This is a genomic window from Amycolatopsis orientalis DSM 40040 = KCTC 9412 (assembly GCF_000478275.1).
GTDB lineage: Bacteria > Actinomycetota > Actinomycetes > Mycobacteriales > Pseudonocardiaceae > Amycolatopsis > Amycolatopsis orientalis.
Genome location: NZ_ASJB01000064.1, coordinates 240,127 through 254,592 on the forward strand (window position 1 = coordinate 240,127; position 14,466 = coordinate 254,592).

Consider the following 14,466-nt stretch of genomic DNA (forward strand, 5'->3'; position numbering starts at 1 on the left):
CGCTGTTTGTGGATCTTGTTTGTTCACATGACTATCGAAGGGTGGACCTTGCTGTGACCGTGACCGAATCGGACACTTCCGCCGAAGGTGTCCAGGGGGCGGGAAATCCGCAGCTGAGTTTGGGCCGGGCCGCCGCGCGCAATCTGGCGACCACGACCAAATCCGTTCCGCAGATGCAGGGCATTTCGTCCCGGTGGCTGTTGAAGATGCTCGAATGGGTTCAGGTCAACGGTGGCGCCTACCGGGTCAACCGGCGGCTCAATTACGCGGTCGGCGACGGACGGGTGTCCTTCTCGAAGACCGGGTCCGAGGTGAGTGTGATCCCGGCGGAGCTGGGGGAGCTGAAACCCCTCAAGGGTTACGACGACGAAGAAGTGCTCGCCGAACTCGCCCGCCGGTTCGAGCAGCAGGAAGTGGCCGCCGGTGACGTACTCGTCGAGTTCGGGCACCGTGCCGACCGCGTCTACCTCATCGCACACGGCAAGATCACCAAGACCGGCCCTGGTCCGTACGGCGACGAGACCGCGCTGGGCGTGGTCAAGGACGGCGACTACTTCGGCGCGCAGGCACTCGTCGACGGCGACGGGATCTGGGAGTTCACCGCCAAGGCGGCCACCGCCGGCACCGTGCTGACACTGACCCGCCAGGCCTTCGAGCGGATCCTGGAGCAGTCCGAATCGCTGCAGGCGCAGATCGAGCAGGCGTCGCGGGACTCCGGACGCGCCAACGACTTCGGCGAGGCCGAGATCGACATCTCCTCCGGCCACGACGGCGAGCCGCTGCTGCCGGGCACGTTCGTCGACTACGAGACCTCGCCGCGTGAGTACGAACTGAGCGTCGCCCAGACCGTGCTGCGGGTCCACAGCCGCGTCTCCGACCTCTACAACCAGCCGATGGACCAGACCGAGCAACAGCTTCGCCTGACCATCGAGGCGCTGCGCGAGCGCCAAGAGCACGAAATGATCAACAACGCGGACTTCGGCCTGCTCAACAACGCCGACTTCGCCCAGCGGATCACGACCCGCACCGGTCCGCCCACTCCGGACGACTTCGACGAGCTGCTCTCCTTGGTGTGGAAGGAACCCGGCTTCTTCCTCGCGCATCCGCGCACGATCGCCGCGTTCAGCCGCGAGTGCAGCAAACGCGGGATCTACCCGACCGGCGCCGACCTCGGCGGCCACAAAGTGCCGTCCTGGCGCGGAATCCCGATCCTGCCGTGCAACAAGATCCCGGTCAGCCAGAGCAGCACCAGTTCCGTGCTGCTGATGCGCACCGGTGAGAAGAACCAGGGCGTCGTCGGCCTGCGTCAGCTCGGCCTGCCCGACGAGTACGAGCCGGGGCTGAACGTCCGCTTCATGGGGATCTCGGAGCAGGCCATCATCTCCTACCTCGTCAGCACGTACTACTCCGCCGCGGTGCTCGTGCCGGACGCGCTGGCCGTACTCGAAGCCGCCGAACTCGGCCGCGAAGGATGACCGCCACGACGCCGGAGGCCGACCGGCGGCTCAGTCTCGGCCCAGCCGCCGCGCGGAACCTGGCGACGACCACCAAGACCCGGCCGCAGATGCAGAGCATCACGCCGCGGTGGCTGCTCAAGATGCTGCCCTGGGTCGAGGCGTCCGGTGGCACCTTCCGGGTCAACCGGCGCCTGACCTACGCCATCGGCGACGGGCGGGTGAGCTTCACCAACGTCGGCACCGAGGTCAGGGTCGTCCCGCAGGAACTCGCGGAATTGGCGCTGCTGCGCGGTTTCGACGACGAAGACACGCTCACCGCGCTCGCCGACCGGTTCGTGCAGCATGAATACCGGCAGGGCGACACGATCGTCGGCCACGGCACCCCGCTCGACGAGGTCGTGCTGATCGCGCACGGCAAGGTCGCCAAGGTGGCGCCGGGTGAGTACGGCGGCGAGGCGACCATCGGCAGCATGGCCGACGGTGACCATTTCGGCGAGGAGATGCTCGCCGGGATCGACCGGAACTGGCCGTACACCGTCAAGGCCGTCACCCCGGTGACCGTGCTGACCCTGCGTGCCGACGACTTCGCCGACCTCAACGGCCGTTCCGAGGCGATGCGCGGTCACGTGCAGGGCATGCTGGCGCGCGGTACCCAACCCCAGAACGCCAAGGGGGAAGCGGAGATCGGGATGTCGTCCGGGCACGACGGCGAGCCGCCGCTGCCGGGCACGTTCGTCGACTACGAGCTCTCGCCGCGCGAATACGACCTGGCCGTCGCCCAGACGTCGCTGCGAGTGCACACGCGGGTGACCGATCTCTACAACGGGCCGATGGACCAGTTCGACGAGCAACTCCGGCTGACCGTGGCGGCGCTGCGGGAACGGCAGGAGTACGACCTGATCAACAACCGCGAGTTCGGGCTGCTGCACAACGCCGACCTCAAATCGCGGTTCCAGACCCGGTCCGGTCCGCCGACGCCCGACGACATGGACGAACTCGTCAGCCGCCGCCGCAAGACGAAGTTCTTCCTCGCCCATCCGCGCGCGATCGCCGCGTTCGGCCGGGAGTGCACGAGCCGCGGCCTGTATCCCGAGGGCACCACGGTCGACGGCAAGGTCGTCGCCGCGTGGCGCGGGGTGCCACTGCTGCCCTGCGACAAGATCCCGGTCACCGACGCGGGTACGACGTCGATCCTCGCCATGCGGACCGGCCTGGAGGACAACGGCGTGATCGGGCTGCATCAGACCGGCCTGCCCGACGAGTACGAGCCGGGACTGAACGTGCGGTTCGACGGCATCTCCGAACAGGCCGTGGCCTCCTACCTGGTCAGCACCTACTACTCGGCCGCCGTCCTGGTACCGGACGCGCTCGGCGTCCTCGAGAACGTCGAGATCGCGCGTTGACCCCTCGATCCGCAACGACACCGGACATCAACGCTTCAGAAAGGAACACCCACGTGACCATCGCCCGTACTCCCGCTCCCGCCAAGGTGCTGCGCACCGAGTACCAGAAGTCGGTGGCGTCGTACTGGAACAAGGAGAAGGACCCGGTCAACCTGCGGCTCGGTGACGTGGACGGGCTCTATCACCACCACTACGGGATCGGCGAGGTCGATTGGTCGGTGCTGGAAGGGCCGGAGGAGACCCGCGACGAGCGGATCATCGCCGAGATGCACCGCCTGGAGACCGCGCAGGCGGACGTCCTGCTCGATCACCTCGGCGACGTCAAACCGGACGACCACCTCCTCGACGCCGGCTGCGGGCGCGGCGGGTCCAGCATCATGGCGAACGCGCGCTTCGGCTGCCACGTCGACGGGATCTCGATCTCGGAGAAGCAGGTCGAGTTCGCCAATCACCAGGCGGACCTCCGCGGGGTCTCCGACCGGGTGCGCTACCACTTCCGCAACATGCTCGACACCGGTTTCGAAACCGGCTCGCGCAAGGCGATCTGGAACAACGAGAGCACCATGTACGTCGATCTCCACGAGCTGTTCGCCGAGCACGCGCGGCAGCTGGAGTTCGGCGGTCGCTACGTCACCATCACCGGCTGCTACAACGACGTGACCGGCGGGCGCTCCAAGGCCGTCGCGCAGATCGACCAGCACTACACGTGCAACATCCATCCGCGTAGCGAGTACTTCAAGGCGATGACGGCGAACGGCCTGGTGCCGATCTCGGTGGTGGACCTGACGGCGGACACGATCCCGTACTGGGAGTTGCGCGCGAAGTCGTCCGTGGCGACCGGGATCGAGGGGCCGTTCCTCGACGCCTATCGCGAAGGCAGCTTCCACTACCTGCTCATCGCCGCGGACCGGATCTGATCCCTGCCGAGACCATCGGAGTGACTGCGATGACGGAACAAGGCGCTCTGGCCACCTTGCTGGCCGGGCCGAGCGGGCTGGGGACGTCCGCCGCGCGTCTGGCGGCCCGCCTCGCACGTACCCCGGCGGCGGTGGTGCAGACACCGCCGCCGCCGGGTCCCGAGGCGGGGCTCGATCCCGGGTACGCGTATCGCCCGTGGGGTGACGGGTCGGCGCCGCCGTTGTACTGCCCGGTCACCGAACGGATCAACGATCCGCTCGCGGAGGAGGTCGACAGGCGGCTGGTGCTGTGGGCGGCCGAATGCGGTTTCGGCGAGGAGGAGTGCGAGCAGATCGGGAAGGCGGGCTTCGGCAGGCTGGTCATGCTCGCCCACCCTGACTGCGAGGATCCCGACAGGCTGCTGATCTCAGCGCGGCTCAACGCCGCCTGGTGGGCGGCCGACGATCTCTACGCCGACGACACGTCGCTCGGCGCTGTTCCGGCGGAACTGCCGCCGAAGCTCGCGCTGGCGATGGCCGCCATGGATCCGGTGCCGTCGCTGGGTGAATTCAGCCGCGATCTCGACGAAACACTGCGGAACGACCGGGTTCTGGTGGCGCTGAACTCGGGGACGGACTTCCTGCGGCGGGCCGGGACGGCCGCGCAGGTCCAGCGTGTCTGCTATTCGACCTTCGCGATGTTCGTGAGCTGGACGGCCTACGCGGCATGGCGCCACAGCGGGAAGTACCCGCCGGCGTGGGAGTACCTCGCTGCCCGGCAGCACGACAGCTTCTACACGTCGATGACCTTGATCGACGTCCTCGGCGGCTACGAACTGACGTCGAACCTCTACTACGACCCGCGGGTCCGCGAGGCGGCGATCCAGGCGGGCACCGCGGCCGTGCTCGTCAACGACGTGCACTCGGTCACCAAGGATCTGGAGGACGAGTCGCCGCCCTGCAACGCGGTCCTGCTGATCGCCGACGACCGGAAGTGCTCGATCGAGGAGGCCACGGCGATCACCGTCGAACTGCACAACGACGTCGTCCGGGACTTCCAGGCAGCGCACGAGAAGTTGAGTGGGGTGCCTTCCCCCGAACTGCAACGCTTCTTACGCGGCTTGCGGAGCTGGATGGGCGGCGGGTTCGAATGGCACTCGACGAGTCCGCGCTACCGCACGAAACCCAGCGTTCAGTCCTCTGGATGCGGTAGTTCGCGACACGAACCTCCGCATTCAGAGGACTGAACGCGAGCTAGACGACGCCTGCCTCGATCAGCTGCCGCCAGATCACGCCCTGGTCGACGACCTCGACTTCGAGCTTCTCGGCCTTGGTGAGCTTGCTCGCGCCGACATCGGCACCGGTGATGAGCATGTCCGTGTTCGCCGAAACCGACGACGCGGTGGTCGCGCCCGCCTTCTCGCACAACCGCTGGAAGGTCGGGCGCGGCACCTTCTCCCCGGAACGGGGGTCGCTGATCGAACCGGTGACCACGACCGTCTTGCCCTCCAGCGGCGCGCCGGCCACGACGACCGGCGGAAGGTCCTCCTCGCGCACGTCCAGCGAGACCCCGACCTCCCGCAGCCGCTCGAGTTCGGGCTTGAGCCGGGTGAGGTGCTCGATCAGCGAGGCGGCCACCTTGGGGCCGATGTCCTCGACGGCCACGAGTCCTTCTTCGCCCGCCTCGGCGACCGCTTCGAGCGAACCGAACCCCGCACGGCACAGCCGGGCCGCCGTACCTTCGGACGCCATCGGGATCGCCAGCCCGATCAGCGCCCGGCGCAGGCCGACGGCGCGGCTCGCGTCGATCGACTCGATCATGCGGGTGGCGGAGACTTCACCGATGCGGTCGAACTCCAGCAGCTTCTCTTTCGTGAGCCGGTAGAAGTCCGACGGGTGTTCGAGGATCCCGGCCTCGGCGAGCCGCTCGATCCAGACCCCGCCGATCGCGTCGATGTCCGCCGCGGCCCGCGAAGCCCAGTGGATGAGCCGCCGCACCGTCTGGGCGGGGCAGGCGACGTTGGTGCAGAACAGCTCCCGGCTGTTGCCCTGTTCGGTCAACGGCTCTTCGCAGGACGGGCACACCGACGGCGGCACGATCTCGCGTTCCTCGCCGGTGCGTTTGGCGGCGTCCAGGACACCCGCGACGAACGGGATGACGTCACCGGCGCGGCGCACCAGCACGGTGTCACCGATCTTGATCCCGCGGGCCCGGATGACCTCCTGGTTGGCCAGTGTCGCGCGGGTGACGGTGGTGCCGCCGACGAACACCGGCTCCAGCCACGCGACGGGGGCGATCTTGCCGGTCTTGCCGACGTCCCAGACCACGTCGACGAGCAAGGTGGTCTTCTCTTCGGCGGCGAACTTGAACGCCAGCGCGCCGCGGGGTGAGCTCGACCTTGTCCCGGCGGCGGCGTAGGCATCGCGATCCGCGAGGCGCAGGACGGCGCCGTCGAGGTCGTAATCGAGTTCGTTGCGTTGCTGCTCGATGGTCGTGATGACGGCTTGCGCGGCCTCGGCGTCCTCGCAGTGGCGCATGTCGGCGGCGGTGAACCCGAGCGTCCGCAGGGCGCCGTCGAGGTCGGTTTCCGCGCTGTCGGGTTCGGTGGTCAGGTCGAAGGCGAAGAACCGCAGTCGTCGTTCGGCGACGGTGGCCGGATCCTTGGCGCGCAGGGTGCCCGCGGCGGCGTTGCGCGGATTGATCAGCGGTTTGTCGGGATGCGCCTTGTTGTAGGCGGCGAAGGTGGAGCGCAGCATGACCGCCTCGCCCCGCACCTCGACCCGTCCCGGCGCCTCGACCTGCTCCGGGACGCCGTCGGTCAGCGCACGTACCAGCATGGTCACGTCGTCACCGGTGGTCCCGTCGCCGCGGGTCACCGCCCGCGCGAGCCGGCCGTTCTCGTAGACCAGCGCCAGCGACAGCCCGTCCAGCTTCGGCATGACCACCACGGACTGGCCGGGGAAGCGGGCGAAGAACGCCGAGACCTGCTCGGGTTTGGTCGCCTTCTCCAGCGACAGCATCGGGCGCGAGTGCCGGATGGGCGCGTGCAGCACGGCGGGCGCGCCGACCTGGTCGAGCGGATTCGGATCCGGGGTCAGCTCGGGGTTGGCCTCGATGAGACCACGCAACTCGTCTTCGATCGCGTCGTAGTCGGCGTCGGCCACCTTCGGCGAGCCCCGGTAGTAGGCGTCGCGAAGGACGACGATCTGATCGGCGAGTTCCTGGATGCGGTCCCGAGCGTTCACGAGGCAGAGATTACCCGTGACCACCGACAGAACATTGTCCGAAGAGGACTCGTGTCACGGGTTGACGGCGAGCACCAGGAACGAGGCCAGCAGCACCAGGTGCACGCCGCCCTGCAGCCGGGTCGCGCGGCCGGGGACCACGGTGAGCACGCTGACCGCGATCGTCAGCGCGAGCAGCACGATGTGGGTGGCGCCCAGGCCCAGCAGCAGGGGCCCGTCCAGCCAGATCGACGCCAGCGCGATGGTCGGGATGGTGAGCCCGATACTCGCGATCGCCGAACCGTAGGCGAGGTTGAGGCTGGTCTGCATCCGGTCGCGCCGCGCGGCCCGCGTCGCGGCCAGGGTTTCGGGCAGCAGCACCAGCAACGCGATCACGACACCGACGAACGACTGCGGGAAGCCCGCCGCACGGACCCCCGCTTCGATCGCGGGTGATTCGACCTTCGCCAGGCCGACCACGGCGACCAGCGCGACGAGGAGCAGGCCGAGGCTGGTCAGCGCCGCCTTGTTGGTGGGCGGCTCGGCGTGCTCTTCCTCCTTGACGGCGCCGTCGTTGTCGACCGGCAGGAAGAAGTCGCGGTGGCGCACGGTCTGGGTGAGCACGAAGAGGCCGTAGAGCAGCAACGACGCGATCGCGGCGAAGGTGAGCTGTGTACTGCTGAAGGCGGGGCCGGGTGTGCTGAAGGTGAACGTCGGCAGCACGAGGGTCACCGACGCGAGCGTGGCCACGGTGGCGAGGGCGCCGCCGCTGCCCTCGGGGTTGAAGTGCGTCGCCCCGTAGCGGCGGGCGCCGACCATGAGCGAGATACCGGTGATGCCGTTCATGGTGATCATCACCGCGGCGAACACCGTGTCGCGGGCCAGCGTGCCGGCCTCGGGGCCGCCGGAAGACATCATCGTGACGATCAGCGCGACCTCGATGACGGTGACCGCGATGGCCAGCACCAGCGAGCCGAAGGGTTCCCCGACCCGATGCGCGACCACTTCGGCGTGATGCACTGCGGCCAGCACCGTGGCGCCGAGGGCGAGCGCGACGACGGCCACCGGGACCGGTCCCAGGTCGCGGCCCCAGCTCAGCGCCAGCACCACTATGGCGACGACCGGCGTGGCGGTGGTCCAGGAGACGGGGAATCGTCCGGTGGTGGCGGCCATGAGGTCACCTTCGCATACCGTGCGTGACACCGCCGTTCCAGTCTCGTGAGTGGTAATGACGGTTAGAACCGTCATTACCACTCACGAGGCGACGCGGCCTGGCGGGCGCCGACTCCGTTCAGGAAGGTGCTGACGAGCAGGTCGGCGGCGCGCGGGGCGGGCAGGTCCTCCCGTGAGGCGAGATGCAGGAGCTGGATCAGCAGACGGCTGGCCCAGCCTTCCGGGACATCCGCGCGGAGGAATCCTTCCTCGGTCGCCCGCCGGAGGAAGGCATCCACCTCGGCGGTGAGCCGCGCACGACGGTCCTGAATGGACGGTTCGGCGCGCATCCTGGTCAGCTCGACGGGCCAGGTGCGGTTGACCTCGATGATGCCCTCGGCGTAGCGGTGCAGCGCCACGGGGACCGCGGACTCGGTGAGCCGGGCGGCGCGGACGACCTCCTCGACCGCGGTCAGCCTGGAGTCGTAGATGGCCGCCAGAAGGTCTTCGCGGGAGGCGAAACGCCGGTAGACGGTGCGCCGGTCGACGCCTGCTTCGGCGGCGATCGCGCTGATGCTGGTCGCGGGATCGCGCGCCAGCATCGCCGCGCCCGTGGTCAGGACCGCTTCGAGATTTCGCGCCGCATCAGCTCTCACCGTCGGGAATGTATCACACGGCTGTGTCGTTAACCGTCATAAGTGCTACATTGATGTGACAGTTAAGGAGGCGGAACGGTGATCACGAAGGACAAGCTTTTCATCGGAGGCGAATGGACGACGCCGAGCGACCCGGCGCTACTGGACATCGTGTCCCCGCACGACCAGTCGGTTCTGGGGCGCGTCGTGCAGGCGCTTCCCGCTGATGTCGACCGCGCCGTCGCCGCGGCCAGGACCGCCTTCGACGAAGGACCGTGGCCGAAGACCTCGCCGAAGGAACGGATAGCGGTTCTTCGGCGCCTGAACGCGTTGAGGGAAGTCCGCGCGGACGAGATCGCCGAGCTGATCTCGGCCGAGAACGGCTCGGCGCTGTGGTTCACGCGGGCGGGCCAGCCCGGGGTGGGCCGCTTGGCCGTCTCGTATCTGAAGGCGGCCGAAGAGCTCGGGTGGGAGGAGACGCTCACGCCGTCGGACCCGTCCGCGCCGTTCCGCTCGATCGTGCGCCGGGAGCCGATCGGGGTGGTCGCCGCGATCATCCCGTGGAATTCACCGTTCTCGGCGTCGATGGCCAAGATCGTCCCGGCCCTGCTCGCGGGGAACACGGTCGTTCTCAAGGTTTCGCCGGAGAACTCGCTCAGCATGAGCCTGCTCGCGGATCTGCTGGCGGAGGCCGGGTTGCCGTCCGGGGTGATCAGCGTGCTGCCCGCCGATCGGGAGACCAGCGAATACCTGGTGAAACACCCCGGCGTCGACAAGATCGCGTTCACCGGTTCGACCGCGGCCGGCCGCCGGATCGCGTCGCTGGCCGGCGAGCGCCTCAAGCGGGTCAGCCTGGAACTGGGTGGCAAATCCGCGGCCGTGATCCTGCCGGACGCCGTCCTCGACGACGTGATCGCCGGGCTGAAGTTCGGGTCGCTGCTCAACAACGGCGAGGCGTGCATCGCGCAGACGCGGATCCTCGCGCCGCGCGGCCGGTACGCCGAGGTCGTCGCCGCGCTGAAGGAGATGACGGAGTCCCTGGTCGTCGGAGACCCGGCCGACGAGAAGACCTTCATCGGCCCGATGGTGCGGCCCGGCCAGCAGCAGCGGGTGCGCGACTACATCGAGATCGGCATCGCCGAAGGCGCGCGGCTGGTCACCGGTGGCCCCGAAGTCCCGGTCGGCCTGGACAAGGGCAACTACGTCACCCCGACCTTGTTCGCCGACGTCGACAACACGATGCGGATCGCCCAGGAGGAGATCTTCGGACCGGTGCTGGTCGTCCTGCCGTATGACGACGAGGACGACGCCGTCCGCATCGCCAACGACTCGGAATACGGCCTTTCCGGCGGTGTCTGGTCGGCCGACGAAGAGCACGCTCTCGCCGTCGCCCGCCGGATGCGGACCGGAACGGTCACCGTCAACGGGGCACCGATCGGTTTCGACGGCCCGTTCGGCGGGTTCAAGGCCAGCGGCGTCGGCCGGGAATACGGTGCCGCCGGCCTCGCTCAGTACGTCGAGCTCAAGACCGTGACCGTGCCGGTGCGGTGACTCACGAGGCGCGAGCGCCGGGGATCCGGACCGTGATCCGCTGATCCGCCGCCACGATCCGCTGAAGCCGGAAACGGCAGAGGGTGTGGAACATTTCGCCCAGCTCCTCGGGGTCGATACGGCCCTCGAGATCGCGCCTGCTCGCGTTGAGCACCCGGCTGATCAACCCCGCGGGTACGCGGCCGTCGAACTCGCCCATCAGCCAGACACCGATTTCGCCGATCTCGTCCGTGATCGTGCCCTGCGCGGTCATCAGCCTGACCCCTCTGCGTCGGAGTGTCGCCGGGTTTGCCCCGGCGACACTCCGACGTGCCAAAGCGGACCCCATGACGGGAAACCCGCGAGATTGCTCTGGTCGGCGCAATGGACCGGTGTCAGAAGGCCCCGAGGTCCACGTTCCGTGTTCACCCGGAGCGGTAGCGTGACGGCGGTCGGTTGCACGGAATCGTGCAGCGACCCTGAGCGATCTCCGGGGAAACCCCGATGTGATCGACTTCGGTGTGTGTCAACCTCGGTAATGACCATTGTGGACAGTCGAAGAGGAGAGTACACGCGTAGTGGCCCCATCAAGGGATGAACAAACCGCGCAGTGGGTGGCGGAGTTGACGGAGTTGGCCGAGCTGTACCGGTCGGCGGAGGCCGAGGGTTCGGCGGAGGCGGTGTCGCATGCGGGGTGGCATGCCGGAGCCCTGCTCGGGACGAGCACCGCGAACGGACGGTTGCTGGTCTACAAGGATTCGGGTCCCGAGGCGGAGTGCGTTTTCCGGGCGGGGGAGCGCACGCTGTTCAACATCATGAGCGGTGGATACGGGAGCGACACCAGCGAGCGAGGATTCGCGGTGTGGAGTTCGCGGCCGGGGGTGCTCGGGGCAGTCGAGGCCGGGGTGAGCCGGCTGGAGGTGGCCGACGCGGACGGCGCCGTCGTCCCGGCCGACATCGTGGCGCATACCTTCGCCGTGGATGTGGACCTGGGTCCGGCGCCCCAGACCGTCGACGAGGTCTTCGCTCCCTGGGAACCGCCGGAACTGACGGTCCGGGTGTACGGCGAGGGCGATGTGCTGCGGTACGAGGGACCGCTGCTGCTCACCTGAGCGCCTGCCCTCCCGGTCTCGTGAGTGGTAATGACGGTTCTAACCGTCATTACCACTCACGACCGACTGTGGCGTGGTCCTGGTCAGCTGGGCGAGGAACTCGGCGTTGGTCGGCGTGGCACGCAGTCCATTGAGGACCATGTCGATGGCCTGCTGGGGATCCCGGCGGTGCAGGGCACGGCGCAACGCGCCGGTGGCCGCCAGCTCCGCGGGCGAGCACAACAGTGCCTCCTTGCGGGTCCCGGTCTTGCTCACATCGACGGCGGGGTGGATCCGTTTGGTCGCGATCGACCGGTCGAGTGCCAGTTCGGCGTTGCTGGTTCCCTTGTATTCCTCGAAAATCAGCGTGTCACCGAGCGAACCGGTGTCGACGAGCGTGGTGGCGAAGATGGTCAAGGAACCACCGTTCTCGATCGCCCGTGCGGCCCCGAGGAACCGCTTCGGCGGGGTGAGGGCGGCGGAATCGATGCCGCCGGAGAGGATGCGCCCGGAGGTGGGCGCGCCCAGGTTGTAGGCGCGGCCGAGCCGGGTCAGCGAATCGAGCATCACCACCACGTCGCGGCCCATCTCCACCAGGCGTTTGGCGCGTTCGATGGCCAACTCCGCGAGCGCGATGTGCTCGCCGGGCGGGCGGTCGAACGTGGCGGCGATGATCTCGCCGGGTACGGCACGGGCGAAGTCGGTGACCTCTTCCGGGCGCTCGCCGACGAGGACGAGCATGAGATGGCATTCCGGGTGGTTCTTGCTGATCCCGTGCGCGATCGCCTGCAGCACCGAGGTCTTGCCCGCCTTCGGAGGCGCGACGATCAAGGCCCGCTGCCCCTTGCCCACCGGCATGAGCAGATCGATCACGCGGGTGGTCAGGCCGTGCTGCTCGGTCTCCAGCCGCAGGCGCTGGTGCGGGTAAAGGGGGACCAGGTCGGAGAACGCGGGCCGCGTGGCGGTTTGCCGAGGGGCCAGCCCGTTGACGGCGTCGACCTCGGTCAGGGACGGGGATTTCCGGCCCTGACCGGCGGGCCGCACGCGTCCGGTGACGGTATCCCCGCGCCGCAGATGGTGCTTGCGCACCAAGGGAAGCGGGACGTGGACGTCGTCCGGTCCCGGCAGGTAGCCGTCGAGCCGGACGAACGCGCGGTTGTCCACGATGTCGAGGATCCCGGTGACCGGCCGGTCCGCGTCGTTCTGGTACGCGTCATCGGGGAAATCGTTGCTGTACATAGGAAATTCTTTCTGGGTAGATGATCGGCGTGGTGCCGCGACAAGGCATGCACAGGCCGTGTGGTGAGACCCCGTTCGCGCTGGGAACGGCTTGTCAGAGAAGCCGGTCGCGGCCGAAACGATGAGGGGTCGGAAAACGCTCGCGGGGGACATGGTCCGGAACCCGGAAGCGTGAGACGTCTTGAGAGTAGCAGTGGGGTGATCCGGCGGGCAACCACGCGTCCGGCGGTGATCACCGGAACGGATAGGGACTTTCGGTCCTGTGTCCCGGTTCGCATGGCCGGTCGGCCGGGACCGATGGCGCAGGTCAGGGGACTTCGGGCTCTGCGCACAGCGAGGTGGGTCCGCGAAGCTGGGAGGGAACCGAACGAGGGGACCCGAGATGAAGATTCTGGTGGCGGTGGCGACCCGCCACGGCGCGACCCGGGACATCGCCGACGAGGTGGGTCGTGTCCTGGCCGAGGACCTCGAGGCACGGGGCATCACGACAGCCGTCGACGTCCTCTACGCCGGCAACGTCGGCTCGATCGACGACTACGACGCGGTCGTCCTCGGCAGCGCCGTCTATCTTGGCCATTGGCTGGAAGACGCCACGGCGTTCGCCGGACGTCACCGGCAGGCGCTGCGCGCGAAGCCGGTATGGCTGTTCTCGAGCGGGCCTGTCGGCGACGAGCCGAAGCCCGCCGAAGAACCGGTCGACGTCGCCGAGACGGTGAACGCGTTACGGGCGCGGGAACACCGCGTCTTCCCCGGCCGGATCGACCGCGGCCGGATGAAGTTCGCGGAGCGCGCCCTGGTCACCGCCTTGCGGGTCAAGGACGGCGACTACCGGGACTGGCCCGCGGTCCGGGCGTGGGCGGCGGCGATCGCCGGGGTGCTCGCCGGTGAACGGGGGACCGTGGGGAGTGATCATGCGGCCAGTCACTGAAGGGGCGATCGTGGCCGGGATCGACGGGTCAGGGTCCGCGCGGGCGGCCGCGATGTGGGCCGCGACCGAGGCACGGCGGCGCGGGCTGCCACTGCGGCTGGTCCACGTGTACACGGTCCCGGCGGCGAGCATGCCCGGGGTCACGCCTTCCCGCGAAACGGTGCGCGTCGGCTTCGAGAACCGCGGGGCCGAATGGCTTTCCGAGGCGCGGGAAGAGGTCCTCGCCCGGTATCCGGATCTCGCCGTGGAGAGCGCGGCCCGCGAATGGAGCGCGGTACCCGCGCTGGTCCAGGAATCTCTCGCCGCCACCATGCTGGTACTGGGTTCGCGGGGGCTCGGCGGATTCACCGGCATGCTCGTCGGGTCGACCGCTGTGGCCCTCGCGCACCACGGGCACTGTCCCATCGTCGTCGCCAGGGGAGAACAAGCGCGGGAGACCGGACCGGTCGTGGTGGGCACGGACGGATCGCCCTCCAGCGCGGCGGCGCTCGCCTTCGCGTTCGACGAGGCCCGTCTGCGGGGAACGGGATTGACCGTCGTACGGACCTGGTCCGGAATGCTCGACCACGGCGCGATCCGGCCACATTTCCTCGACGTCGATCCGGCTGAGATCGAAGCGGCGGAGCGGAAGTCCGTCGAAGAGCAGGTCGCACCGTGGCGGGAGAAGCAGCCGGACGTTCCGGTGCGGCTCGTCGTGCGCAGAGGGCGCCCGGCGCGGATTCTGCTCGATGCCGGTTCGGAAGCGAGCCTGCTCGTGGTCGGCAGCCGGGGACGTGGCGGTTTCGAAGGCATGTTGCTCGGTTCGACCAGTCAGGCCCTGGTGACACATTCGGAATGCCCTGTCGCCGTCATCCGCCCTGAATCGCCGACGCGATGAGCCACAGACCACCGGACATCTTCACACGGGAGA

12 protein-coding genes and 1 pseudogene are annotated in these 14,466 nt (G+C 68.6%); 8 read left to right on the forward strand and 5 right to left on the reverse strand.

Going from position 1 to position 14,466, the window contains the following annotated elements; all coding sequences use genetic code 11:
• Nucleotides 1-53: 53 nt before the first annotated feature.
• From L324_RS22750 to L324_RS22765, 4 genes are read left to right on the forward strand one after another with little or no spacing between them, the layout of a single operon-like run.
• Nucleotides 54-1,475, forward strand: coding sequence for a family 2B encapsulin nanocompartment shell protein (locus L324_RS22750; RefSeq protein WP_037312070.1), 1,422 nt, complete (start codon nt 54-56; stop codon nt 1,473-1,475).
• Nucleotides 1,472-2,860, forward strand: a complete 1,389-nt coding sequence (locus L324_RS22755) for a family 2B encapsulin nanocompartment shell protein (protein WP_037312073.1) — start codon at nt 1,472-1,474, stop codon at nt 2,858-2,860. The genes L324_RS22750 and L324_RS22755 overlap by 4 nt, the downstream gene beginning before the upstream one ends.
• Nucleotides 2,861-2,913: 53 nt before the next feature.
• Nucleotides 2,914-3,777, forward strand: a complete 864-nt coding sequence (locus L324_RS22760; RefSeq protein ID WP_037312076.1) for a geranyl diphosphate 2-C-methyltransferase — start codon at nt 2,914-2,916, stop codon at nt 3,775-3,777.
• Nucleotides 3,778-3,806: 29 nt separating this feature from the next.
• A complete protein-coding gene (locus L324_RS22765; RefSeq protein ID WP_051174044.1) occupies nt 3,807-5,003 on the forward strand; it encodes a family 2 encapsulin nanocompartment cargo protein terpene cyclase in 1,197 nt (398 codons plus the stop codon).
• A gap of 7 nt (nt 5,004-5,010) precedes the next feature.
• Here the strand turns inward: L324_RS22765 and ligA are convergent, their stop codons facing one another.
• The 3 genes from ligA to L324_RS22780 all read right to left on the reverse strand — a co-directional run bounded on the left by ligA (nt 5,011) and on the right by L324_RS22780 (nt 8,789).
• Nucleotides 5,011-7,002, reverse strand: coding sequence for an NAD-dependent DNA ligase LigA (ligA, locus tag L324_RS22770; RefSeq protein ID WP_037312573.1), 1,992 nt, complete (start codon nt 7,000-7,002; stop codon nt 5,011-5,013).
• Between the two features lie 54 nt (nt 7,003-7,056).
• Nucleotides 7,057-8,154: a calcium:cation antiporter gene (locus tag L324_RS22775; protein WP_037312079.1), complete on the reverse strand. Its 1,098-nt coding sequence runs from the start codon at nt 8,152-8,154 to the stop codon at nt 7,057-7,059.
• Nucleotides 8,155-8,228: 74 nt separating this feature from the next.
• A complete protein-coding gene (locus tag L324_RS22780) occupies nt 8,229-8,789 on the reverse strand; it encodes a TetR/AcrR family transcriptional regulator (RefSeq protein ID WP_162835873.1) in 561 nt (186 codons plus the stop codon).
• 78 nt (nt 8,790-8,867) lie between these two features.
• On the opposite strand from L324_RS22780, the gene L324_RS22785 reads away from it, so the two are divergent.
• A complete protein-coding gene (locus tag L324_RS22785) occupies nt 8,868-10,319 on the forward strand; it encodes an aldehyde dehydrogenase (protein WP_037312085.1) in 1,452 nt (483 codons plus the stop codon).
• A 1-nt stretch (nt 10,320) separates the two neighbouring features.
• Here the strand turns inward: L324_RS22785 and L324_RS22790 are convergent, their stop codons facing one another.
• Nucleotides 10,321-10,572, reverse strand: coding sequence for a hypothetical protein (locus L324_RS22790; RefSeq protein WP_037312088.1), 252 nt, complete (start codon nt 10,570-10,572; stop codon nt 10,321-10,323).
• Between the two features lie 340 nt (nt 10,573-10,912).
• On the opposite strand from L324_RS22790, the gene L324_RS22795 reads away from it, so the two are divergent.
• A complete protein-coding gene (locus tag L324_RS22795; RefSeq protein ID WP_235783617.1) occupies nt 10,913-11,410 on the forward strand; it encodes a hypothetical protein in 498 nt (165 codons plus the stop codon).
• Between the two features lie 39 nt (nt 11,411-11,449).
• Here the strand turns inward: L324_RS22795 and L324_RS22800 are convergent.
• Nucleotides 11,450-12,592, reverse strand: a pseudogene (locus tag L324_RS22800) (transcription termination factor Rho, short form); the annotation flags it as partial.
• A gap of 418 nt (nt 12,593-13,010) precedes the next feature.
• Here L324_RS22800 and L324_RS22805 point away from each other — a divergent pair.
• Both L324_RS22805 and L324_RS22810 read left to right on the forward strand, forming a co-directional pair.
• Complete coding sequence (locus tag L324_RS22805) at nt 13,011-13,556, forward strand: flavodoxin domain-containing protein (RefSeq protein WP_037312094.1); 546 nt, start codon at nt 13,011-13,013, stop codon at nt 13,554-13,556.
• Nucleotides 13,540-14,433, forward strand: a complete 894-nt coding sequence (locus L324_RS22810) for a universal stress protein (protein ID WP_037312097.1) — start codon at nt 13,540-13,542, stop codon at nt 14,431-14,433. Before L324_RS22805 ends, L324_RS22810 begins: the two co-directional genes overlap by 17 nt.
• The last annotated feature ends 33 nt before the right edge of the window (nt 14,434-14,466 follow it).

Coding starts and splice junctions, on each gene's coding strand:
- L324_RS22775 (WP_037312079.1), bottom strand. CDS start 8,154: ATGGCCGCCACCACCGGACGATTCCCCGTCTCCTGGACCACCGCCACG.
- L324_RS22810 (WP_037312097.1), top strand. CDS start 13,540: ATGCGGCCAGTCACTGAAGGGGCGATCGTGGCCGGGATCGACGGGTCA.
- L324_RS22755 (WP_037312073.1), top strand. CDS start 1,472: ATGACCGCCACGACGCCGGAGGCCGACCGGCGGCTCAGTCTCGGCCCA.
- L324_RS22765 (WP_051174044.1), top strand. CDS start 3,807: ATGACGGAACAAGGCGCTCTGGCCACCTTGCTGGCCGGGCCGAGCGGG.
- L324_RS22790 (WP_037312088.1), bottom strand. CDS start 10,572: ATGACCGCGCAGGGCACGATCACGGACGAGATCGGCGAAATCGGTGTC.
- L324_RS22805 (WP_037312094.1), top strand. CDS start 13,011: ATGAAGATTCTGGTGGCGGTGGCGACCCGCCACGGCGCGACCCGGGAC.